Below are 22391 nucleotides of genomic sequence, written 5' to 3' on the forward strand. Positions count from 1 at the left end.
GCCCTTCTGGCCCTGCGTGACGTCGAACTCGACCTTCTGGCCCTCGAGCAGCTCGCGGAAGCCGTTGGCGTTGATGTTCGAGTAGTGGGCGAAGACGTCGGGGCCGCCACCCTCCTGCTCGATGAAGCCGAAGCCCTTTTCCGCGTTGAACCACTTCACAGTGCCATTAGCCATAAAGAAATCTCCTTCAAAGGGGACTTTCCGGAACGTGCACAGTGCGCGCTCCGAGTCACCGCGATGAGCACCCACCCGGGGAAGAGCCGGGAAACAAAAATGCGCCTGCCGATCATCAGCAGGCGCACACAAAGTTCATGGGAACCACTACTGCAACTAAGACGACTGTAGCAGGCCCGGGCCCGCCGCGGACGGATATTTCGCCGCGGGTTCGGCGGCACCCCCGCCCGGGGAGCCGTCGACACACCTGGTGGGCGGCCGGACCGGGGGGTGGGAGCGGTGGTTCCGCCAGTGAAATCGCGACCCGCCCGCGGCACATTTTCCGAAGCCCCGGTCTGAAATTCGGACAGTACGACCCTGTGCTGCCCGGCACCGGGTCGTACGGCGGACGGCATTGTTTTCCACCGGCACCGTCCACCGGTCGAGGTCCGCGACGGGAACGGCGGCCCGGGGGCGGAGAGCGGGGCGGAAGAGCGCACGCCCGTCAGGCGAACTCCCGCAGCCTGGGCCGGACTCCGAGCACGGCGAGGGCGAGCGCGGCCGCCAGGAGCGCACTGCCGACGGCCGCCGCGGTGGCATCGAGGTCGCCGTCGGTGGCCGCCACCGCACGGTCCATCGCGTCCTGGTCGACCGCCTGGCCGTGCGGTCTCCAGTGACGGGGGGCGCGCACCGCGGGTGCCGGACCGGACGGTTCCGGGCCCGCCACCCCCGGCGAACCCGTTTCCACCACAACCGATGCGCCCGACGTGGCCGTTGGCATCGCCGCGCGCCCCCTCCCCTGTTTTCACTGGCCGCCGAACGGCCCCGGAGGAACCGCCGGGGCTGGGACTCGGCACGGTTCGCCGCCGGAGTCGTGGACTCCGGCGGCGGACCGTTTCCTCGTTGCTGACGCTACGGTCGGCGGATGTGCTCCCGGCCGGTTCTGACGTCCTCTTGACGGCCCGCCCCGCGATCTTGACGCGTTCTCGGCGCCGCGGCCGCGGTCCCGGCGGGGTGCCGGTGGCGTCCTGGAGCGGACGGTTCAGGCGGCCTTGGCGACCAGTTGGTCGGCGAGCTTGGCGAGGCGCTTCTGCGAGCGCTCCTCCTGCACGACGGCCGCCGTCGGGGCGAGCTCGCCGCCGTCGTAGTACTCGCCGTTGACCAGCTCGGTGGAGGGCAGGCAGAGCCGGACCACGGCCGCCGCGCCCTCGGCCGCCGGTGCGCCGACCCGCCCGTACAGCGGGAGCAGCGCGGTGTCGCACAGGCCGGGGTTGAGGCTGACGGCGGTGATGCCGGAGCCGGCCGGGGCCATGTCGGCGGTGGCCATGGTCAGGGCGAGCTGGGACTGCGCGTAGGCGGCGACCCGGGAGTACCGCTTCACCCGGTGCGGGTCGGTCCAGTTCATCGAGGCGGTGCGGTGGAGGGAGGAGGAGACGTTGACGATCCGGGCGTCCCCGGCGGCGGAGAGCGGGGCGCGCAGGAGTTCGGCGAGCAGGTGCGCGGCGAGGAAGTTGACCTGGAGCGAGACCTCGTTGCCGTCGTCGGTGAGGGTGCAGCGCTCGGGGGCCATCGCGGCGGCGTTGTTGACCAGCAGGTCCAGTGCCGGGTAGTGCTTCACCACCGTGCCGGCGAGCACGGCGATCTCCGAGAGGCGGGTGAAGTCGGCTGCCAGCTCCACGAGTCGGTCCCGTCGGGCGCCGGCGGCGACCAGCCGCTCCACGGCGTCCTCGGCCTCGGCGGTGGTACGGGCGTGGACCAGCACGGTGGCGCCGAGGCCCGCCAGCAGGCGGGCGCTCTCCCAGCCGATGCCGGAGGAGGCGCCGGTGACGAGAACGGTACGAGCGGACAGAACAGTGTCGGACATGACCCATCCAAGGGTGGCGGGCACCGCCGGGGTGCCGGTCGGCGTGACGGGTCACGCCCCCGGGGGCCGGCGGTGCGGAGAAGGTGGAACGGTGGGAGAACACGTCCGCCTCCCCGCGCACGGCGGCGGGGAGGCGGACGTCCTTGAGCGGCACACGCCGGTGGCCGAGCGGGGAGGCAGGAACCTACCGGACGGTGGCGACCGCGACAGCGACGACGCGCGACCGCGGATGCGGCGGGCGGTCGTGGTGGCGTGTCGAGCGGTTCATGGACTCCATCCAACGCGACCCCGTTGCTCCCCGGCAAGCCCCGCCAGCTGCTCTGACGCGGCCCTGACGGCTCCCTGACGGGTCTTTGACAGCCGGTCGGATCCATGCCGGAACCGCAGCCGGAACCTCAGCCGGGCACGCACGGACCGACGGAGCGTCAGGTGGCCGCGTCGGAGTGGTGCGCTCCGGCGGGCGGCTGCCGGGCCGCCGGCCGGCCGGATCACGGGCGACGGCACCGACGACGCCTCCGTCCGGCCCGGTCGCGGCCCCGCGCGCTCAGTACCGCTGGGCCTGGGCGACCCGGGGCACCAGCGCCTTGTCACGGTCGAGCGGGCTGAAGGCCGTGGGGGTGGCCTTCGCTCCCGGGGCGAGGTCCTTGACCCCCAGGAACGTGGTGTCCACCACCTGGTCGCCGTCCAGGAACTCGACCTTGATCGCGTAGGACGCCGTCGAGGACGTGCTGTTCACCACCGTCACCAGCGCGGCGTTGATGCCCGCGGTCTGCGCCTTGGGCAGACCGGTGATCGTGATGTCCGACAGGGCGTTGCCGGTGCCCTGCGTCCCGGCCAGCACCGACTGCGCCTCGGCCCGGCCGGCGGCCAGCTGGGCCGAGACGGACGCCTCGAACGAGGCGGCCGCCGCCGACCGTGAGGCCTCGGCCGCAGAGGCGGCGGCGGACGCCGCCGACGCGGCCGCCGACGCCGATTCCAGCAGCGAGGACTTGGCGGAGGCCACCGAGGAGGGCAGCTCCCCGGAGAAGGAGCTCGCGTCCGGCGAGAACGGGCGTGAGGACGCCGTGGACGGCGCGGTGGACGACGAGGAAGCGCAGCCGGCGGCGACCAGCACTGCACCGGCGAGCGCGATCGCGGCGAGGCCGACCCGGCGGTTCGGCCCGCCGGACGCCCGCTCCCGCGCATGGAGGAAACGCTGCATGGGGGATCCGCCTCCGGCTCACGGTCGGGCCACCGCCGGCCCGATCCTGCTCCCCACCAGCCTCGGCCCGGTGGGGCGCGACCGCCAGCCGGCCTGGTACGTGCAGGTGGCCGGGCCGGGGCCTGGCCCGGTCGCCACGGTCCCGGCGGTCACAGTCCCGGCCGTCACGGTCCCAGCGGTCGCAGGCCTGGTGGTCACAGGCCTGGCGGTCACAGGCCCGGTGGTCACAGGCCTGGCGGTCACAGGCCCGGTGGTCACAGGCCCGATGTCCCGTCGAGCACCAGAAGGACGCCGATCACCGCCAGGACCACGGCCGTCACGGCGCTGTTGTGGAGTTCGAGCCACCGCCTCGCCCGGCCCAGCGGGGTGAGGACGCGCTCCCCCGCGACGAGGTGGAGCAGCAGCGGGAGCGCGACGGTCGCGGCCGACACCGCGGTGAACACCGCCACGGCGGCCACGGTCCGCACGGCCCCGAGTTCCGCGGCGCCGATCGTCAGCCCGGCGCCCGCCGACAGCAGGACCACCTTCGGATTGACCCCCGACAGGAGCGCTCCCAGTCGCAGGGCCTTGGCGGGCGTGGCATCCGTGAGCGTCGTCATCCACCCTGGGGTGCCCTTCGCCGGACCGGAGCGCCACTGCCGCACGGCAACCAGGAGGAGCACCGTGCCGAGACCGGTCTTGGTCCAGGACGCCCAGGTCGGCGTCTCCTCGTGGGCCTCGATGTACACCGCGAGCGCGGCGAGGGCGGACGCGACCGCGAGGATCCCGGCCACCCAGCCGGCCAGGAACATCCCGGCGGCCGCCCGGGGCCGGGGCGTGAAGAGCAGGAAGATCGCCGGGACGACGGGGACCGGCGACAGGGCGATGCCCAGCGCGAGCGGGACGACCTCGGCGATCACGGCGTCCACGGGGCTTCCCTTCTCCCGGCCCCAGCGCCCCGACGATCACGGACGAGCCGGACGGGCCGGGACCACCGGACACCTCAGGAGCGCAGGGCATCTCGGGAGCGCACAGGCGTGCCACCCGCGGTGCCGGTTTCCCTGCTACGAACCTACCCGCGCCACCGTCCCGCCGCCGCCCGCGCGGCTCAGTGCTCGGACTCCCAGCGGGCTTCGAGCCGCCGGGTGCCGTCCGGAGCCGCGACCGGCCGCCAGGTCGCGCTCAGCCCGCCGCCCCGGCGAGCGGCACCGGCCGGCCCCGAGGCGGACGCGCCGCCCACGGCCCGGAGGACGCTGCTGTCGAGCGGGCTGTCGGCGAGCCTGCGGACGACCGCCGCCAGGGTCGCCCCCGCGGACTCCCGTGCACGGGTGCCCGAGTGGAGCGGCCGGCGCTGGAAGACGCTGAGAACGGTCACGTGGACCTCACCTCCGGTGGGACATCCTTCGCCTCAACAGCTCGAACATCCCGAGGCTAGACCGGGCCGGACGCCCACCGACCGGCTCCTGACGCTTCCTTGATTCCGCCGGGGCCGTTACTGACGGCCCGCTGACGCCGCCGAAGGAAACCGGTAGGACCGGTTCTTGACGCTTCGTCAATCCCCTGATTTCACCCAGCGGTCATCTCGGCGCGGAGTGCCACCGCGCCCGGGACGGTGCGGCGCGCGCCGCACCGTCCCGGGCGAACTGCAGAGCGAGGGACCGCGACTACTCCGCGTAGGGCTGGTCGGCCCCCGGGGCGCTGTAGCCGAGGCTCCAGATGTAGCCGTCCGGGTCGGCGAAGCTGGCGCCGTACCCGCCCCACGGCAGGGCGCCGGCGGGCTTGAGTATCGTGGCGCCGGCCTTCGCGGCCTCCGCGGCGATCTCGTCCACCCGCTCCTGGCTGCGGACGACATAGGTCAGGACCAGACCGCTGAAGCCACTGCCCTCGGCATCCGTGCCCACCTGGTCGGCCAGGCCCTTGCGGTCGTAGAAGCCGACCGGCGAGGCGCCGTCGGACTCGAAGAACACCGAGACGCCGAAGTCGTTCTTGATCTTCCAGCCGAGGCCCTCGACGTAGAACTGCTTGGCCCGGTCCAGGTCCTGGACACCGAGGAGGATCGAGCTGACGTGCGCTTTCATGCCGTGCTCCTTGCGTTCCGAATGTGGACGTGCCGAACAACCGGACCGGAGCCCGGCCTTCCGATCGGCGCGCGATCGGCACTCTAGACGTGTACGAGCCGCTTAACCAGGCCATGGCCGTTGTCGGATTCGCACTTGATCACCGGTCAATCCGCACGAAGGGAGCGGCTGGAGGAACCTGACAACCCGTCAGTCGGAGCGCCGCCGGTGAGGGCCAGGTCGGCCGCGGCCTGGAGGGCGTCGAGGTCCTCGGCGATCTCCGCGCCGGCGACGGCGTCCGGCAGCTCGTCCTCCATGTAGCGCAGCGGGCGGTAGGACAGGCCCAGGGCCGCCCAGACGATCAGCAGCGCCCCGCAGGTGACCAGGAGCAGACCGGTGCCCCGGCCGGGCCCGGTACCGAGGACCCGGCCCACGGTTGCGGCCAGTGCTCCTCCCCGGTCCAGCAGGCCGGAGAAGCGTTCGGCGAGGGGCGGGGCGGTGAGGAAGGCCAGCGGGGTCATGGCGACGGCGAGCATCTGGTTGGTGGCGAGCACCCGGCCCTGGAGCTCCGGGCCGACCTTGAGCTGGATGATCGCCAGCCAGTGCGCGTTGAGGATGCTCATGGACGCCCACCAGACCAGTGCGCCGACGGCCGCCAGCGTCACCGACGGACGCAGGCCGACCAGGACGACGCCCAGACCGACGCCGCCCACGAACCCCACCATGCCGGTCGCCCGCCGCGCGGTGCCGCCCCAGAGCGCCACGAGCAGGCTGCCCGCCACGGCCCCCGCGCCGCCGACGGCGGTGACCACGCCCACCGCGGTGGTGCCGCTGAAGGAGAGCACGCTCGGGACCGTCAGCGTCACCGCGAGCGTGCCCAGGTAGTTCTCCACCATGAAGAACACGATCATGACCAGCAGCGGACGGCGCCGGGCCAGGAACCGCCAGCCGCCGACGACGGTCCGGGCGAAGGACTCCTCCTGCCGGCGGAACAGCCGGTCGGGGAAGCGCACCCGCAGCAGCGCGGCCAGGCCGACCAGGAACGACGCGACGTCCACGGCCACCACCCAGGGCAGGCCGACCAGCCCGATCAGCGCGCCGCCGGCCAGCGGGGCGATCAGCGTCCCCAGACCGGCGCCGAGGTTGGCCAGCCCGTTGGCCTGCACCAGGTACGGCTTGGGCACGAGCTGGGCGACGGCCGCCAGGTAGGCCGGTCGCCGGAACGCCGTCACCAGCGACATGACGCCCACGATCAGACCGACCTGCCAGAGCGCCAGGCTGTCGCTCCACAGCGCGGCGACCAGGGACACGGTGGCGGTCGCGGAGACGGCGTCGCAGGCGAGCATCACCCGGCGGCGGTCGATCCGGTCCGCCACCGCGCCGCCCAGCGGCCCGGCGACGATCGCCGGAAGCATCGCGAGCATGCTGATCAGCGCGTAGTCGAGGACCCGCCCGCTGCGCTGGTAGGCCCAGACGCCGAGGGCGAACGAGGTCAGCGCGCTGCCGATCAGGGAGACCGTCTGGCCCGCGGCGACGAGGTAGAAGTCCCTGAGGTCCCGCCGCGCCCTCCCGCCGACGACCGTGACGTCCGCGATCGGCTCCGGCAGCAGGCCGCCGGCCCAGGCTCCGAGCCGCTCGCCGACCAGCGCGGCGAGCTGGGCGGCCTGGTGCTTGAGGAAGTAGTGGCCCGCTCGGGGGAGGGTGGCCAGCTCCACCCGGTCGGCGAAGGCCCCCCACTCCGCGAACCGCTCCTCGTAGAGCTCCGTGGACCGGTCGCGTTCGCCGATCAGGCAGAGCACCGGGGCCCGCAGCCGGCGGGCGTCGGGCCTGGTCAGCTCGCCGGTGAACCAGCCCTGGGCCTGGTCCACGTCGTGGCGCAGCGCGCGCAGCATGGTGCGCTGCGCCGCGTCGGCGGCTTCGCCGTTCGCCGCGCTGTTGCCGTTGCCGTCGCCGTCGTCGTCGATGCCGCCGAGGGTGCGCAGGAAGTCCCGGTAGGCCCGGTCCGACGTCCAGCGGGTGGCCGGGAACTTGCCGCGCAGCCAGGTCGACAGCCGCCCCGGCAGCCGCGCGCCGGGGAAGCTGCCGCCGACCAGCAGGCCCGTCACCGGGACGCCCTCGGCCTCCAGGCGCAGCGCCAGTTCGGTGGCCGCGGCCGAGCCGACGCAGTGGCCGTACACCACCACCGGGCCGGGGCCTGCTGCCGAGGCCGGTCCGGCCGGACCGGCCGGACCGGCCGGACCGGTCAGCTCGGTCAGCTCGGCGACCACCCGGTCGACCAGTACGGTCAGCGGGAGCAGCGGCTCGTCCGGGCGTGCCGGATCGTGTCCCGGCAGTTCCACGGCCAGCACGGCCGCGCCGGGCATCGCCGTCGCCAGCTCCGTGGCGAGCGGGCCGTAGGCGGCCGCCGAGCCGCCGCCGTAGGGGACGCAGACCACGGTGACGGTCGGCACCCGGCCGGGCGGCGGACCCGCCAGCCGGTGCAGCAGGCGGCGCTCGCCGTCGGGCCCGCCCGCCTCGGCCGCGTCGAGGAACGCGGCCAGCTCGCGGACCGTCGGCCGGGTGAACAGGTCGATCACCCGCAGCGTCGGGTCGATGGCCCGGACCGCGCGCACCGCCCGGAAGGAGTCGCCGCCCAGGGCGAAGAAGTCGTCGTCGACACCGATGCCGACACCGATGCCGACACCGGCGCCGGGACTGTCGGCCGCGCCCGGTTCGAGGACCTGTGCCCAGGCCCGGGCGACGCGCAGTTCGGTCGGCGTGCTCGGGGCGACGCGCTCGGCACTCGCCGCCGGCTCGGGTGCGGGCAGGGCCGACCTGTCCACCTTCCCGTTGGGGTTGAGCGGCAGCGCGGGGAGCACGACGATCGCCGACGGCACCATGTAGTCGGGCAGCCGCCCGCGCAGGGCCGTGCGCACGCGGGCGACGTCCACGGCGGACTCCGGCACCGCAGGGGTCACCCAGGCCGCGAGCCGTCCGGCGTGGGCCTCGCCGACCGGCAGCACCACCGCCTCCGCGAGCTCCGGCAGGTCCCGCAGCGCCGTGGCCACCTCGCCCGGCTCCACCCGGAAGCCGCGGATCTTGACCTGGTCGTCGACCCGCCCGAGGAACTCGAACAGTCCGGCCTCGGTCAGCCGGACCCGGTCCCCGGAGCGGTAGCACCGCGCGCTGCCGGTCACCGGATCGGGGACGAAGCGCTCGTCGGTCAGATCGGGGCGGCCGAAGTAGCCGCGCGCCACGCTCGGCCCGCCGATCCACAGCTCGCCGGGCACCCCGGCGGGCAGCGGCCGGCCGTCGGGGTCGACCACCCAGCAGTCCACGTCCGCCAGCGGCCGACCGATCGGGACCGTTCCCGAACGCCGGTCCGGCGGGGTCTCCTCCACGGCGCAGCCGAGCACGGACACCGTGGTCTCGGTGGGGCCGTAGTGCACCTGGACGGCCAGCTCGGGCCGCGCGGCACGGATTCTGGCCACCAGGTCCCACGAGCAGGCCTCGCCCGCGAGGACGAGCAGCTTGCGCGGCAGCACACGGCCGAGGTCACCGTGGGCGGCGAGCAGTTCCAGATGGCTCGGCACCATTTTCACCGCGTCCACCGGGTGCGACTCCAGGTACTCCCCGTACGCCTCCGGGTCGGTCGCCACCTCCCGGTCCACCAGGTGCACCGTGCCGCCGGTGGCCAGCGCCCCGAACAGGTTGGTCAGGCCGAGGTCCGCCGCGTGGGTCGACACCAGGGCGAACGAGCCTCCCGCGACGTCGCACCCGGCCAGTCGCTCCGCCACCGCGTGCAGGTAGTGGGTGATCTGCCGGTGCTCGACCGTGACGCCCTTGGGGCGGCCGGTCGAGCCCGAGGTGAAGATCAGGTAGGCCGGTGCGGCCGGATCGACGGGCATGCGGGGTGCTCCGTCGGGTTGTTCCGCTACTCCCTGCGGAGCGGACGGATCGTCGATGACCAGCAGCTCCGGAGCGGCTCCGGCCAGGTCCGAGCCGCCGCGCCCCGCGAACTCCCGCTCCGCCAGGACGATCCGTGCGCCCGCCGTCGTCAGGATGTCGGCCAGCCGGTCGTCCGGGTAGGCCGGGTCGAGCGGCAGGTAGGTGGCACCGGCCTTGAGGGTGGCGAGCAGGGCGACCACGAGCGGGGTCCGGCGGTCGGCCAGGACGGCGACCGGGTCGTGCGGTCGGACTCCGGCCGCGAGCAGCCGGTACGCGAGCCGGTCGGCCCGCCGGTCCAGCTGTCCGTAGGTGAGTTCGCCGTCCGGGCCCACGACCGCCGTCGCGTCGGGCTGCTCGGCCGCCCAGCGTTCGACCAGGCCGTGCAGCGGCCGGGTGAGGTCGAACTCCCGGCGCGGCCCGGACAGCAGCGGTCCGTCCACCGGTTCCAGGGCCACCTCGCGCACGGGGCGGTCCAGATCGGAGAGCACGCCGTCCAGCAGGACCGCGTACCACTCGGTGATCCGCCGCGCGGTGTGCCGGTCGAAGAGGTCGGTGCGGTAGATCAGCGACCCCTCGTAGGTGTCGCCGGTGGCGTGGGTGCGGCCCGGGGTGTCGGCGTCGCCCGGTCCGTCCGGCGAGGTGGCCGTGAACGCCAGGTTCAGGTCGAACTTGGCCGTTGTCGCCGGCGGTGCGAAGACCCTCGCCGCCAGGCCCGGGAAGCGCGGCGCCACCGCCGGGGTGTCGATCACATTGAGGAGGACCTGGAAGATCGGCGTGGTGGAGAGGTCGCGGGCCGGACGCAGCCGGTCCACGATCCGCTCGAACGGGACCTCGGTGCGGGCGAAGGCCTCCAGCGCCACGTCGCGCACCCGGTGCAGCAGCTCCCGGCCGCTCGGCCCGCCCGAGAGGTCGGTCCGCACGGTCAGCGTGTTGACGAAGAAGCCGATCGTGCGCTCGGTGTCGGGATGCCGTCGTCCCGCCTCGGGCACGCCGACCGGTACGTCGTCGACGCCCGAGAGCCGGGCCAGCAGTTCCTGCCAGACCGCGAGCAGCACCATGAACGGCGTGCAGCCGACCTCGGCGGCCCGCCCGCGCACCTTGGCGGTCAGGGCGGGGGGCAGGACCACCGGCAGTTCCGCGCCCGTCCGGTCCGCGACCGCCGGGCGGGGCCGGTCGGTGGGCAGGTCGAGGACCGGCTCCAGACCGGACAGCGTACGGACCCACCAGCTCAGGTCGGCCTCGGCGCGCTCCCCTTCCTCCGGGCGCCGGGAGAGCCAGTGCGCGTAGTCCGCGTACTGGACCGGCGGCGGCGCGGGAGGCTCGGCCAGCCCGAGCCGGGCCGAGTAGAGCGCCGCCAGTTCCGCCACCGCCAGCGTCCTCGACCAGGCGTCGAAGGCGATGTGGTGGACGGTCAGCGCCAGTACGTGTTCCTCGGTGCCGAGCCGGAGCAGCGTCGCCCGCACGGGCGGTTCCACGGCCAGGTCGAACGGCCTGCGCAGGTCCTCCCGGAGGCGGCGGTCGAGCGACTCCCGTCCGCCCGGCCCGGTCAGATCGGCCTCGGCCAGCGGCACCGCGTCCGCCGGGCCGACCACGGTCGTCGGTTCGCCGTCGGTCTCGACGACCAGGCTCCGCAGGACCTGGTGCCGTTCGGCGAGGTCCCGCACCGCCCCCAGCAGCGCGGCGCGGTCCAGCGGTCCGTGCAGGTGCAGTGCGACCGGGATCTGGTAGGCGGTGCTCCCCGGGTCCAGCTGGGTGAGGAACCACAGCCGTGCCTGTGCGGCGGACAGCGGTGCCGGGGCGTCCCCGTCCGGCCGGGCGGGTATCGCCGGGGTGCTGCGGGCGGCGGTGCGGCGGGCCGAGGCCAGCCGGGCGCGCAGGGCGTCGGCGAGCTGGGGGTCCCGCCGCTCGGCGGACACCTCGGTCATGCGGCACCGCCGGCGGGGTGGGAGGCCGGGTGGGAGGCGGGGGTGGCGAGGTCGGGCGAGTCGGCAGGATCCGGCGATGCGGCGGGACCGGGCGATGCGACGAGGTCGGCCAGCAGCAGCGCCTCCAGCCCGGCGGCGAAGTCGGCCAGGACCGGGTGCTCGAACAGCAGCCGCACCGGCACGGCCAGGTCCAGCGCCGCGATCAGCCGGCCCACGACCCGGGTGGCCGCCAGCGAGTGCCCGCCGAGCGCGAAGAAGTCGTCGTGGGCACCGACCTCGGCGACACCGAGCACGGTCTCCCACACCTCGGCCGCCAGCAGTTCGGCGTCGGTGCGCGGGGCGATCCGGTCGCGGCCGGACGCGTGACCGGACTCACCACCGTTGGATTCACGGCCGGGCGCGGGGAGGGCGCCCCGGTCGACCTTGCCCGAGGCCGTCAGGGGCAGGGCGTCGAGCACGACCCACCGCCGGGGCACCATGTGGTCCGGGACGCGGGCGCGCAGGCGCTCCTCGACCCCGGTCGCACTGACTGTGGTCGCCGCCGAGGGGCCCACCGCGAGGTAGCCGACCAGGTGGGCGTCCGCTCCGTCGCCGAGGACCACGACGGCCGCGTCCACCACCGCCGGTTCGGTGCGCAGGGCGGTCTCGATCTCGCCGAGTTCGACCCGGTGGCCGCGCAGCTTCACCTGCTGGTCGCGGCGGCCCCGGAATTCGAGGGTGCCTCCCCCGGCCTCCGGCCAGGGGGACGCCGACGGCCGCCAGCGGGCCAGATCGCCGGTCCGGTAGCGCCTCCCGCCGGGTGCGAGCGGATCCGTGGCGAACGGATCCGCGGCGAACGGATCCGGCCGGAACGACGTCTCGGTCGCGTCGGGCCGGTTGCGGTAGCCCCTGGCGACGCCCGCACCGCCGATCCACAGCTCCCCGGTCACTCCCGGCGGCACCAACCGGCCCATGGCGTCCAGCACATAGGCCGTCTCCCCGGCCAGCGGGCGGCCGATCGGCACCGCCCCGCCGACGGGGGGCCGCACCCGTGCCACGGTCGAGTAGACCGTGCTCTCGGTGGGCCCGTAGGCGTTCCACAACTCGCCTGTCCGTGCCAGGAGTTCACCGGCCAGCTCGGGGTCCAGCAGCTCGCCGATGCTGACCACGCGCACCCCCGGTGCCGACCACTGGGCGGCGACCAGCATCCGGAGCGTCGTCGGCGTGGCGGTCATCAGCGTCACCCCGGCCCGCTCGACGAACCGCGCGACGGCGTACCCGTCCACCGCGGCCTCGCGGTCCAGCATCGCCAGCCGGAGCCCGCAGGCCAGGCCGACCCAGAGTTCGAACCCGAACACGTCGAAGGCCGGTGAGGTGAGCCCCAGCATCACGTCCTCGGGCCGGACGCCCGGCGTGATCCGCATCGCGGCCACGAAGGCCGCCAGGTTCGCGTGGGTGACCTCCACGCCCTTGGGCAGGCCGGTCGAACCGGAGGTGTACAGCACGTAGGCCAGCCCCTCGGGGACAAGCTCGGGCAGCGCCAGCGGCCCCGCGGGTGCACTTTGCAAAGTGCCCAGCGCACTTTGCAAAGTGTTCGGGGACTTTGCAAAGTGCACCCACACCGGCCCGGGGCCGCCCGGGCCGCCCAGATCGAGGAGGCCGGCACCGACCGCCTCGGCCAGTTCGCCGGCGAGCGCGAGGGTGTCCCCGGCGGCGACGACCACGGTCGCCCCGGAGTCGGCGAGTTGGGCGCGCAGCCGTTCGACGGGCTGGTCCGGCTCCAGGGGGACGTACGCCGCGCCGGCGCGCAGGACGCCAAGCAGGGCCGCGGGGAGGTAGCGGTCGCGGGGAAGGCAGACCCCGACGGTGAACGACCCCACCGGTTCCGCCCCGGGCTCGAACGCCGTTGCCGTCGCGGGCGCGGGCGCCGTCGCAGGCGCGGTCACCGTCGCGGTTGCCGTCGCGGTTGCCGTCGATGCCGCGAGCAGGGCCTCGGCCACCCGCCGGGACCGTTCGGCCAGTTCCCCGTAACCGAGTTCGCCGGCCGAGTCGGAGACGGCCACGGCAGTCGGCCGCCGGGCGGCCTGTTCGAGCACGGCCGCCACCACGGTCCGCGGACCGTCGGCCGGCAGCGGGACTCCGGTGCCCGCGGCGAGCAGTTCGGCCCGCTCCGCCGCGCTCACCAGCTCCAGGGCCGACAGCGGAAGGTCGGGATCCGCGGCCGCGGCGCCCAGGATCCGGAGCAGCCGGTCGGCGAACGCCTCGGCGTCGGCCGGGCCGAACCGGTCCGCGTCGTACGCGATCCGCAGTTCGGGCCCCTGCACCGTCTCGTTGACGAACACGGTCAGCGGTGCCTGGGTCCCGCCGCCGGTCGCCTCGCCGAGCAGTTCCAGCCGGACGCCGTCGTGCTCCACCGCCACCGGGAGGCCGGCCGGCTGGAGCGAGAGCACCACCGGGGTGCCCATCGTCCCCCGGGGGTGCTCGATGCCGGCGGCCTCGAAGGCCTCCTGCACGGTGAACCCCGAGTGGTCCATGACACGGGCGGTGGTGGCGGCGGCACGGCCGACGGTGCTCCGGAAGGACTCCCCCTCCGCCAGCCGCAGCCTGACCGGGCTGATCCCGACCAGTGGCCCGACGACAGCCTCCAGTTCGGGGTGCGCCCGGTGCGCCACGGCCGCGCCGAGCACGACGTCGGACCGGCCGGTGAGGCCCGCGACCAGTACGCCGAGCGCGGTCAGGAAGGTGGCGAACGGGGTGGATCCGCAGTCGGCCGCGAGCTTGCGCAGCGCGGCCGCCGTCCCGACGTCGAGGGGACGGGCCAGCCGTTCGCCGCCGGGCCTGCCGGGGCCCGCAGACTCGGTAGGGAGAAGGTCGTGCGGCGGGACAGCGTCCGCCAACTCCCGTGCCCAGAAGGCCCGCAGCTCCTCGGCCCGCTCGGGTCCGGCGGCGAGCGCGCGTTCGTGCAGCGCGAGGTCGCCGACCTGGACGGGCGGCGGCGCGAGCTCCGGGCCGTCGTCCGAGCGGTCGTCCGCCCTTCCGGCCAGGCCCGCTGCCAGCTCCGACATCAGCACGCCGATCGACCAGCCGTCGAACGCCACATGGTCGGTCACGACGACCAGTTCGGCGTCGTCCTCGTCGAGCCGGAGCAGCGCGGCCCGCAGCAGCGGTGTCTCGGTGGCGAGGTCGAAGACGTGGCTCGCGGCCGCGCGCGTCAGCTCGGCGGCCTGCTTCACCTGCTCCGCCCCGGACACACCCCTGAGATCGTGCTCCTCGAACGGCACCGGGGCCGGCGGCCGGACCGAGGCGACCGGCTCCTCGTCCACCGCCCGACCGGAGGCATCCACACCCACACCGTCCGCCCCGGCACCGACCACCGCAGCACCGGTCACCCCGGCGCCGAACACCGCAGCACCGGGCAGCACGACGCTGCGCAGCACCTCGTGCCGCTCGACCACCGCGTCCAACGCGGCCCGCAGCCGCGCCGTGCCCGGCAGTCCGCGCAGGCGCAGCCGGAAGGCGATGGTGGTGGCACGCTCGCCGGAACCGATCTGCCTCAGCAGCCACATCCCCTGCTGCGCGGCCGTCAGCGGGTAGCTGTCCCGCCCGGGGTGACGGACCAGCGCGGGCGCGTTGCCCGAGCCGTCGGCCGACCCGTCCCGCAGCAGCGTGGCGAGGCCGGCGACGGTTGGCGCGGCGAGGAAGTCCGTCAGCGACACGGCCGTGCCGAAGTCGCGGCCCAGCACGGCGCAGACCCGGGCGGCCGCCAGCGAGTGCCCGCCGAGCGCCCCGAATTCGTCGTGGATGCCGACCTCGGCCGGACCGAGACCGAGGACACCGGCGACGGTCTCCGCGATCCGCTGCTCGGTGCCGGTGCGCGGGGCGGTGTACTCGGTGTCGACCGCGCGGCCGAACTCCAGCGCGGCCAGCGCGGCACGGTCGGTCTTGCCGGTCGGTCCGGCGGGCAGCCGGTCGAGGACGGCGACCCGGGAGGGGACCAGGTGCTCCGGCAGCCTGTCCCGCAGCCAGTCCCGGAGTCGGGCCTCGGTGAGGGTCCGGTCGGCCGACTCCGCGTAGGCCAGGAGCAGTCGGGTGCCGTCCCCGTCGGCCGGCGCCAGCGCCACGGCGTGCCGGACGGCCGGGTGCCCGGCGAGTGTCGCCTCGACCTCGCCCAGCTCGATCCGGAAGCCGCGGACCTTCACCTGGTCGTCGATCCGCCCGGCGAAGTGGTGGAGCCCGTCGACCCGCCGCACCAGGTCGCCGGTCCGGTAGTGCCGGACTCCGGCGGCGTCCGTGACGAACCGTTCGGCCGTCAGCTCCGGCCTGCCCAGATAGCCGCGGCCGACCAGCGGGCCGGACACCCAGAGTTCCCCGGTCTCGCCGTCGCCCAGCGGGTTCCCGGCGGCGTCGCGGACCGACAGCCCGCTGCCCGCGTAGGGCGATCCGATCGGCGGTTCCGCCCGCCCGGTCGCGGGCACCTCGTGGGTCGCGCAGCTCACGGTGCACTCGGTCGGGCCGTAGCTCTGGACGACCCGTCGCACACCGGCGTTGGCGTGGATCCGGTCCGCCAGGGCCCGGGTGAGCGGTTCGCCGCCCGCCCGGACGGTGCGCACGCCCGGCGGCAGCGGCTCGCGTACGAGGGCGGCCAGCGCGGACGGCGTCCCGTAGACCGTGGTGACCAGGTCGCGTGCGGGGAGGGCCGACAGGGCGAGCAGGTTCTCGGCCAGGATCACCGTCCCGCCGCGGAGCAGCGGGAGGAACAACTGCGTCACCGAGGGGTCGAAGCAGACCGAGGTCGCGGCCAGCATGCCGCGGAGTTCGTCGGCCGAGTACACGGACGACTCCCATTGCAGCAGGGCCGCGACGTTGCGGTGCTCGACCACCACTCCCTTGGGCTGTCCGGTCGTGCCGGAGGTGTACATCACGTAGGCGGCGTCCGTCGGCGCGCCGTCGGCGGCAAGGTCGAGGCCGAGGTCGAGGTCGGCCCGCTGATCCGCACCCCGGCCCACCGTCCCGACGTCCAACACCTCGACGCCGGTGGCCCGGAGGACGTCGCCGCGGCGCCGGAGGACGGCCGCCGAGGAGACCAGGCACTCGATCCCGGCGTCCGCGGCGATGAACTCCGACCGGCTCGCCGGGTACGCCGGATCCAGCGGCACATACGCCGCACCGGCCTTCCAGACCCCCAGCAGCGCGGGGACCAGCCACTCGTCCCGCTCCAGGCAGACGCCCACCAGCGAACCCCGTCCGACCCCCAGCCGGCGCAGCTCGCGGGCCACCGCACCGGCCCGCCGGTGGAGTTCCGCGTACGTGAGCCGGACCGCCCCCGCGATCACGGCGATCCCGTCCGGAACCCGTCCTGCCGTCTCCTCCATCGCCCGATGAACCAGGCCGATCCCGAACGTGCCCGCCGACGCCATTGTCGATCCCCCTCTGAACCTGCCATGACACCGGAACAGGCCCTGTCGGGCGTCCCGGTGCAATCGAACTCCGAGCGCTGGTCAGCTCCGCCGTCGCTGCTGCGCGCACGGTCGAGCAACCCGAGAAGGGACGGCCCGAAGGCGTTCAGGGGCGGGCTCCCAGCGGCGCGCCCACCGTACTGGCCCGCCTCCGGCGGGGTCCAGGGTTGTGATCGTCAGGAACATGCCGCGGGTACGACGCCCCGCCGGGCGAGCGCTCTCCCCGTGCGAACGACCCGCCGCCGGACGGGCCCTGCGCCGGACCGGGTTCCTGCGGGCGGCGGGTCCGCGCCGCCACCGCGCGGCCTCCTGCCCTCGCCGGCCACGATCCGGGCCGGAGTGCGGCCCACCGGACGAGGGCCCGGGCCTCGACCGCCGTGCTCGGTCGGCGGAACCGGGATCGCCGCCCCGGCCGGTGCGGCAAGGGCCTGCTCCGCTCATCAGGCGCCGGTGACGGTCCGGACGGCGTCCCGGGGTCAGGCGCCGATGGCGGTCCGGACGGCGTCCGGGAGCGAGAGCGCGGTGCCCTCCTCGAAGCCGGCGGCGAAGCCTGCCGCGCCGAGGGCCGCGCGCACCACCGAGGTGATCCGGTCCACGTCCGCGCGCTCGCCGGGCGGAAGCGGGCCGCCGGCGCTGCGGCGGGCGGCGTCGGCGGCGCCGAGGAGCACCGCCGCCCGGGTGAGGCCCCCGGTGTCGCCGGCGGCAGCGGCAGCGCCGGCGCTGCCCTCCAGGGAGAGGGCGAGGGCGCGCGGCTCGGCCAACTGCCGGGCGTGCCCGAGTCCGCGCGCCTGGTGGACCGCGGCCTGCTCGGGCAGTCCGCGCAGTTCGGCGACGAAGCCGAGTTCCACCTCGATCAGGTGACGGCCCGCGGTCGACGACGGGTAGTCGTCGCGCATCGCCCCGAGGTGGCGTTCCGCCTCGTCGAGGTCGCCGGCGCGGCGTGCGCCGAGCGCGAGACCCATGATCGCGAAGACCTCGCCGAAGAGGTGGCCCTGCTCGGCGGCCGCGCGGCGGGCCCGCTCGTGGAGCAGCCGGGCCCGGTCCCAGTCGCCGGCCAGGAGCGCGAGGCGGCCCAGGCCGGCGAGGCAGGCGGAGGCTTCCACGGCCAGCCCGAGTTCTTCCGCGAGGCGCAGTCCGACGGTGTGGCGGGCCTCGGCGTCGGCGTAATCGCCCTCGATCTCGGCGAGTGCGGCGAGCGGCGGCACGGTCTGCAGTTCGCCCCAGGCGTCGCCGAGTTCGTTGAACTCCTCGGCGGCGGTACGGCCGTTGCGAAGGGCCGCCGCAAGGTCTCCGCCGGCCAGCGCGGTGCGGGCCAGCAGTGCCCGTACCGCGGCGGTGCCCCAGCGGTCGCCGGCGGCGGTGCAGTGGTCCAGGGCGCGGGTGCCGACCGCGTCCGCGGCGACCGGGTCACCCGCGTGGTGCAGGCCGTAGGCGAACAGCCAGAGCGCCCGGCCGTTCCGCACGGGGTCGTCGATCTCCGTCGCGGGGCAGTGCCGCTCGGGCGGGCGGTGACCGGTGAGCATCGCGAACGCGTCATGCAGGATGCGGAGTTCGGCGGTCGCCGCGGCGGAGGCGGGCACGGTGACGGCGGCGGCGGGAGCGTCGGCGGCCTCCAGGACGGCGGCGAGCGCGCGCCGGGCCTCGTGGAGGCGGCCGCGCAGCAGCCACCAGGGGCACAGCGCGGCGGCGGTGCGGACGGCGCCGTCCCGGTCGCCGACGCCCACGAGGTGGTCGAGGGCGGCCCGGATGTTGGCGGACTCCGTGTCCAGCCGGGCGAGTTGGATCCGTTGCCCGGGTCCGCGCAGCCCGGCTCCGGCCCGAACGGCCAGTTCCCGGAAGTACGCGGCGTGGCGTGCGGCGGTGCCCGGGAACTCGCCCGACTCGTGGAGCCGGTCGCGGGCGTAGGCGGCGACGGATTCGAGGAGGTCGTAGCGCGGGCCGTCGCCGGTGTGCACGGCCTCGACGAGTGAGCGGTCGACCAGTCGGCCGACCAGGTCGAGGACGTCTTCGCGGTCGACGCCGGAGGCCGCGCACACCGCCTCGGCCGCCGGGACGGAGCACCCGCCGACGGGCACGGCGAGCCGCCGCAGGACGGTCCGCTCGGCCGGGGCGAGGAGGTCCCAGCTCCAGTCGATCACCGCGCGCAGGGTCTGCTGCCGGGCTGGGAGTCCGCGCTGCCCGGAAGCGAGGATCCGGAACCGGTCGTCGATGCGGGCCGCCAGTTCCCGCACGCCCATGGCGCGCACCCGGGTGGCCGCTAGTTCGAGAGCCAGCGGGATACCGTCCAGGCGGCGGCAGATCTCGGCCACGGCGGCCCGGGTCCCGTCGTTCTCCTCGTTCCCGCCGCTCCCGCCGCTCCCGCCGCTCCCGCAGTTCTCCTCGTTCGCCTCGTTCGCCTCGGGCAGGAGGGACCCGGGCGCGGCCGCCGCGGCCCGTTGGACGAACAGCCGTGCGGCGGCGGCCGGATCGAGCGGAGCCACGGGAAACACTGCCTCGCCGGGCAACCGCAGCGACTCCCGGCTGGTGGCGAGGACGACGAGCCCCGGCGCGCCGTCCAGCAGGCCCGCGACGAGATCCGCCGCAGGCTCGATCACGTGCTCGCAGTTGTCCAGGACGAGCAGCACCCGGCGGTCGCGCAGGGCGGCGGCCAGGACCGGGACGGGCCCGGCCAGGTGTGCGGTCGGCCCGGCGGCGACCTGGCGGAGACCGAGCGCCGCGACCACCGCCTGGGCGAGATCGGCGGCATCGGCGGGCAGGGCCCCGAGTTCGACGAAGCGGACCGCGTCCGGCGCACCGGGCTCCGAGGTGTCCGCGAGACGGTGCGCGACGGCCAGCGCGAGCCTCGTCTTGCCCACTCCCCCGGGGCCGGTGAGCGTGACCAGCCGCTCGGTGCGGAGGAGACGGTCGAGGGCCTCGATCGCGGTACCCCGCCCGACCAGTGCGGTCCGCGGGGCAGGCAGCGCCGGACGGTGGAAGGCCCACCGGTCCTCCTCCCGTCCGGCAGCACCGTCTTCCTCGGCCCCCGCCCCGGTGCCCGGCACCGGGGCGGGGGGCTCGACTGGCGGGCGGGCCGGGGCGGGCCGGAGCGCGGTCACGGCGCCGACGGGCCGGAGGGCGGCATCCTGCCGCAGGATCGCCTCGTACAGCGCCGCCACCTCGGGGCTCGGGTCCAGCCCCAGCTCGTCGGCCAGCAGCGCCCGCAGCCCGCCGTAGGCGGCGACCGCCTCACTCTGCCGGCCCGCCCGGTACAGGGCCCGCATCTGTACGGACCGTAGCCGCTCGCGCAGGGGATGACGGTCCACCAGTTCGGCCACTTCGCCGAGCAGCAACGGATCGCCGAGCTCCAGCCGGGCCTCCGCCAGCTCCTCGACGACGGCGAGCCGCTCCTCGGCCAGGCGCTGGGCGACCGGGCGGACGAAGTCCTCGTCGGCGAAGTCGGCGTACGGGTCGCCGCGCCACAGGGCGAGCGCCCGGGTGAGCACCGCCGCCCGGGCGCGGGGGTCGGTCTCGCCGCGGGCCTGCCCGGCCAGTGCACGGAAGCCGGCGGCGTCGACCTCGGCGGCGTCGCCGTCGAGCCGGAGCCGGTATCCGGGCGGCTGGTGGGTCACCCGGTCGCGGCCGATCGCCCGGCGCAGTTGGGAGACCTTGGCCTGGAGCGCGTTGGCCGGATTGGCGGGCACGGCCCCGCCCCAGATGTCCTCGACCAGGAGGTCCGCCGACACCGGCCGTCCCTCGTGCAGCAACAGGTCGGCCAGCAGGGCGCGCACCTTGGTCTCGGACACCCGGACGGGCTCGCCGTCGTCGTCCCACACGGCCAGCGGACCGAGCACTCCGAACCTCATGGCTGCACCCTACACAGAGTTGATCATCAGTCGATCGGCCCGGTCCGTCCGGGTAGCCGCCGAACCGCTCCGGGGCAGCCACCGGACCGTCAGCGAACCGTCAGCGAACCCGAAGCAGGTCGGGGCACCGTTGGGTCCGTCGACGGGAGGACCCGGTCGGCAGCACCACGGAGCGCGAAGGAGCACCCTCATGAACACGGACACCGCAGCCCGCCCGTCGCAGACCGTCGAGGCCACCCGGGCGACCCGGGCGACCGGCACGGACTCCCCGCTGTTCCGGCCTGCCCGCCTCGGCACCCTGCGACTGGCCAACCGCCTGGTGATGGCGCCGATGACCCGCAACCGCGCGGGCGCCGACGGCGTACCGGACCCGATCATGGCCACGTACTACGCGCAGCGCGCGTCGGCCGGACTGATCGTCGCGGAGGCGACCACCCCCAACGCCGTGGGCGCCACCTACCCCAACATCCCGGCGATCCACGACGAGTCGCACGTGGCCGGGTGGCGGCGGGTGACCGACGCGGTCCGGGCGGCGGGCGGGCAGATGTTCCTCCAACTGCAGCACGGCGGCCGGGTCGGCCACCCCGAGACCAGTGGGCACCACCCGGTCGCGCCGTCCCCGGTGCCGTTGCCCGGCACAATCGTCACCCCCTCCGGCCACCGCGAGAACGTCGTGCCGCGCGAGATGACTGAGCAGGAGATCCGGGACACCGTCGCCGACTTCGCCGCCGCCGCGCGCCGGGCGGTGGCCGCCGGCTTCGCGGGCGTCGAGGTCCACGCCGCGAACGGCTACCTGCTCCACCAGTTCCTCTCCCGCCGCACCAACCACCGCACCGACGGCTACGGCGGGTCGGTCGCCAACCGGATCCGGCTCACCGTCGAGGTGGTCCGCGCGGTCGTCGAGGCGATCGGCGCCGACCGGGTCGGCGTGCGGATCGCCCCCGGCGTCACCGCCAACGCCATGACCGAGGACGACGTCGACGAGGTCTACCCGGCGCTCCTCCACGCCCTCGACGACCTCCACCCGGTCTACCTGCACGTCGTCTTCGCCGATCCCGGCCAGCCGCACTTCCGCACCCTGCGCAACGCCTGGTCCGGCGCGCTGATCGCGAACCCGGCCCTCCCCTGGCCCGGCCCGCTGCCCGCCGACGGCGGGCGCGCCGCCGCCGAGCGCCTGCTCGACGCGGGTGCCGACCTGGTCTCCCTCGGGCGCGCCTTCCTGGCCAACCCCGACCTGGTCACCCGGCTGCGGACCGGCGCACCGCTCAACCCGGTCCGGGACACCCACCTGATGTACGTGGGCGGCGAGACCGGCTACACCGACTACCCGACCCTCGGCTGACGGCCGGCGGTGCGGCGCCCGATGCCGACCGCACCGGCCGCCGCACCGGCCGCCACACCGGCGGCCGCCTCACCGGCCGCCGGGTTCCGCCGGGCGTGGCTGCGGCTCGTCGGCGTGCCCGGGCAGGAAGTCGTCGGTGAACTCCGTGCCGGTGAGGGCGGCGTCGACCCGGGCGCGGATGTAGGCGCCGGTCATCGGGCAGTCCAGTGGGCGGTCGGTGCGGCAGTCCAGCATGTGCTCCAGTACGGCGGCGGCCCGGGTGAGTCTGCGGATGCGTGCCAGCATCTCGTCCCGCTGCCCGGCGATCAGGGCGCGCCGGTCCTCGACGCGCTCGCTCTCCATCACGGCGGCGGTGTCGGCGATCGGCATCATGCCGTCGTCGTGCCAGAGTTGGGCGTACGCGAGCTGCTGCAGACCGGCGTGGTCGTAGTAGCGCACCCGCCCGCGCCGGGCGGCGGGGCGGACCAGGCCGCGCTCCTCGTAGTAGCGCAGGGCGGGCACGGAGAGGCCGAACGCCTCGGCCACCGCACTGATCGAGAACAGCTGCTGCTCCATCGTCCCTCCGCACCGGGTCCGGGGATTTGCACGGGACTTGCGCTCAAGCGCGCTTGAGCGTGAAAGGTAAGGGCATCCTAACGTCCACCTCGAAGGGCAGGACAGTCCCGT

The 22391-nt window shown here is 75.1% G+C and carries 12 protein-coding genes; 1 reads left to right on the forward strand and 11 read right to left on the reverse strand.

What is annotated here, in order from left to right; translation table 11 throughout:
- The 10 genes from IF01_RS0110005 to IF01_RS0110050 form a co-directional block, all read right to left on the reverse strand.
- Positions 1–174 (reverse strand): cold-shock protein (locus IF01_RS0110005; protein ID WP_030393227.1); only part of this gene is annotated, 174 nt, incomplete at its 3' end.
- Positions 175–658: 484 nt separating this feature from the next.
- The gene (locus IF01_RS48920; RefSeq protein WP_167349736.1) at positions 659–844 is read right to left on the reverse strand and encodes a hypothetical protein; all 186 of its coding nucleotides are present in this window, start codon (positions 842–844) and stop codon (positions 659–661) included.
- Positions 845–1195: 351 nt separating this feature from the next.
- Positions 1196–2017 carry an SDR family NAD(P)-dependent oxidoreductase gene (locus IF01_RS0110015; RefSeq protein ID WP_030392964.1) on the reverse strand — a complete coding sequence of 274 codons (822 nt, stop codon included), beginning with the start codon at positions 2015–2017 and terminating at the stop codon, positions 1196–1198.
- A 544-nt stretch (positions 2018–2561) separates the two neighbouring features.
- Positions 2562–3218 carry a hypothetical protein gene (locus IF01_RS0110020; RefSeq protein WP_030392965.1) on the reverse strand — a complete coding sequence of 219 codons (657 nt, stop codon included), beginning with the start codon at positions 3216–3218 and terminating at the stop codon, positions 2562–2564.
- A gap of 254 nt (positions 3219–3472) precedes the next feature.
- On the reverse strand, positions 3473–4126 hold the full coding sequence (locus tag IF01_RS0110025) for a GAP family protein (RefSeq protein WP_030392966.1): 654 nt from the start codon (positions 4124–4126) through the stop codon (positions 3473–3475).
- A gap of 179 nt (positions 4127–4305) precedes the next feature.
- Positions 4306–4572, reverse strand: coding sequence for a hypothetical protein (locus tag IF01_RS46745; protein ID WP_051755089.1), 267 nt, complete (start codon positions 4570–4572; stop codon positions 4306–4308).
- Positions 4573–4861: 289 nt separating this feature from the next.
- The gene (locus IF01_RS0110035) at positions 4862–5275 is read right to left on the reverse strand and encodes a VOC family protein (RefSeq protein ID WP_030392968.1); all 414 of its coding nucleotides are present in this window, start codon (positions 5273–5275) and stop codon (positions 4862–4864) included.
- A 146-nt stretch (positions 5276–5421) separates the two neighbouring features.
- The gene (locus tag IF01_RS0110040; RefSeq protein WP_051755091.1) at positions 5422–11106 is read right to left on the reverse strand and encodes a non-ribosomal peptide synthetase/MFS transporter; all 5685 of its coding nucleotides are present in this window, start codon (positions 11104–11106) and stop codon (positions 5422–5424) included.
- A complete protein-coding gene (locus IF01_RS0110045) occupies positions 11103–16457 on the reverse strand; it encodes a non-ribosomal peptide synthetase (RefSeq protein ID WP_167349737.1) in 5355 nt (1784 codons plus the stop codon). The genes IF01_RS0110040 and IF01_RS0110045 overlap by 4 nt, the downstream gene beginning before the upstream one ends.
- A 560-nt stretch (positions 16458–17017) precedes the next feature.
- Complete coding sequence (locus tag IF01_RS0110050; protein ID WP_030392971.1) at positions 17018–20383, reverse strand: AfsR/SARP family transcriptional regulator; 3366 nt, start codon at positions 20381–20383, stop codon at positions 17018–17020.
- 190 nt (positions 20384–20573) lie between these two features.
- Between IF01_RS0110050 and IF01_RS0110055 the strand changes: the two genes are divergently transcribed.
- Entirely contained in the window at positions 20574–21725 is a 1152-nt protein-coding gene (locus IF01_RS0110055) for an alkene reductase (protein WP_078879843.1), read from the forward strand.
- A gap of 69 nt (positions 21726–21794) precedes the next feature.
- Here IF01_RS0110055 and IF01_RS0110060 read toward each other — a convergent pair whose 3' ends face one another.
- Complete coding sequence (locus IF01_RS0110060) at positions 21795–22280, reverse strand: MerR family transcriptional regulator (RefSeq protein ID WP_030392973.1); 486 nt, start codon at positions 22278–22280, stop codon at positions 21795–21797.
- Between the last annotated feature and the right edge of the window lie 111 nt (positions 22281–22391).

This window comes from Kitasatospora purpeofusca, assembly GCF_000718025.1.
GTDB lineage: Bacteria > Actinomycetota > Actinomycetes > Streptomycetales > Streptomycetaceae > Kitasatospora > Kitasatospora purpeofusca.

Coding starts and splice junctions, on each gene's coding strand:
- IF01_RS0110020 (WP_030392965.1), bottom strand. CDS start 3,218: ATGCAGCGTTTCCTCCATGCGCGGGAGCGGGCGTCCGGCGGGCCGAAC.
- IF01_RS0110055 (WP_078879843.1), top strand. CDS start 20,574: ATGAACACGGACACCGCAGCCCGCCCGTCGCAGACCGTCGAGGCCACC.
- IF01_RS0110045 (WP_167349737.1), bottom strand. CDS start 16,457: ATGGAGGAGACGGCAGGACGGGTTCCGGACGGGATCGCCGTGATCGCG.
- IF01_RS0110015 (WP_030392964.1), bottom strand. CDS start 2,017: ATGTCCGACACTGTTCTGTCCGCTCGTACCGTTCTCGTCACCGGCGCC.
- IF01_RS0110035 (WP_030392968.1), bottom strand. CDS start 5,275: ATGAAAGCGCACGTCAGCTCGATCCTCCTCGGTGTCCAGGACCTGGAC.
- IF01_RS0110060 (WP_030392973.1), bottom strand. CDS start 22,280: ATGGAGCAGCAGCTGTTCTCGATCAGTGCGGTGGCCGAGGCGTTCGGC.
- IF01_RS0110050 (WP_030392971.1), bottom strand. CDS start 20,383: ATGAGGTTCGGAGTGCTCGGTCCGCTGGCCGTGTGGGACGACGACGGC.
- IF01_RS0110040 (WP_051755091.1), bottom strand. CDS start 11,106: ATGACCGAGGTGTCCGCCGAGCGGCGGGACCCCCAGCTCGCCGACGCC.